The sequence below is a fragment of the Oleiphilus sp. HI0125 genome (assembly GCF_001635355.1).
This window is the reverse complement of record NZ_LWGF01000424.1, coordinates 1-1155: the sequence shown is the minus strand read 5'-3', so window position 1 is coordinate 1155 and position 1155 is coordinate 1. Positions and strand designations below refer to the sequence as shown.

Here is a 1155-nt window from a genome sequence, read left to right as displayed (position 1 = left end):
GCTGGCGGAAAAATGATTCTGACAGATGTATCTGCAACGAATGAAATTGTGAAAGACCTCATTAGTCGCGTGCAAGTAGCATAACGAGAGGTATAGAAGATGAGTCAACTCGATTTCAACCGAGAAATTCAGCGATTATTCAAATCTGCGATGGATGAAACCTACTACTCGAGTGAAGGCATCGATGTAGTCAGCAGTGACACTAACCAATCAACGCACGAAGAATTCGAACAGTTTTATATGCTCACGATCTCTTCTCAGGAATTTCGTGTACTCACGCTGATTCATCTCAATCACGACGATCAGAGCCGTGCTTACGTAGCGCAAAAGCTGAACGCTACAAGCGAAAGCCTAGGCGACGAACGCTTTTATGACTTTATTGGTGAGCTTGGCAACACCTTGTGTGGCTCAATCAAAAGAGGAATCAACGCATTTATTCCGAGCCTTGGCATGTCTACGCCGAATCGCTTAGAAGCTGGCAGCATGAAATACATGCTGTCTCAAAGACCAAGCTATGAAGCACACCAACATGTTGAGATAAATGGACAAACACTTTTTCAATGCAGCGTTTACGTATGCAACAAAGAAGAATTGAATTACGAGATTAAGCCAGTTTCTTTTGCAGAAGAAGAAATTGAAGACACCGAGTGCGGTGAACTAGAGCTATTTTAAATATAAGAAGAGGCAGTAATGACAAAAGAAACACAGATTGTCAGTAAAGTATTAGTACACGAATGCAATGATGACGCCCTAAGTGTATTGAAAGATGTATGCACAAAGCACAACCTTATTGGTTTAAAGGTTTGCACCGGCAACAACACAATTGGCCTGCGCGACGCCTCTAACGAAATTAGCGAAGTCATGGCATCAAACGTAGATTTAGGTGCTGTATTTTTATCAGAAGCCAAAGATTTAAATGACGTTAGCGGCTTGGAGCTATGCACAAAGATCCATAGAGCACGCCCTGAACTTCCTATTTTTATGCGTCGTGAACATACCGATAGCATGGATGACCTTCCTCCATCAATTCAAGAAGCTCTAGCTGGCTGCTACCAAGTCGAAGAAGCTGACAAACTCAATGAACTTGTCGACAACTATATCTGCAGCATGTACTACCCTGCAGAGCTTGCTAGCGGTGTGATTGATCTATCTAAG

Annotated in this window: 2 protein-coding genes; both read left to right on the top strand. The window is 42.7% G+C overall.

Features of this window, described 5'->3' with window-relative positions; translation table 11 throughout:
* Window positions 1–99: 99 nt before the first annotated feature.
* Window positions 100–672 (top strand): hypothetical protein, encoded by a 573-nt coding sequence (locus tag A3762_RS05710; RefSeq protein WP_068754461.1) that lies wholly within the window; start codon window positions 100–102, stop codon window positions 670–672.
* A gap of 18 nt (window positions 673–690) precedes the next feature.
* Window positions 691–1155 (top strand): hypothetical protein (locus A3762_RS05705; protein WP_197469055.1); only part of this gene is annotated, 465 nt, incomplete at its 3' end.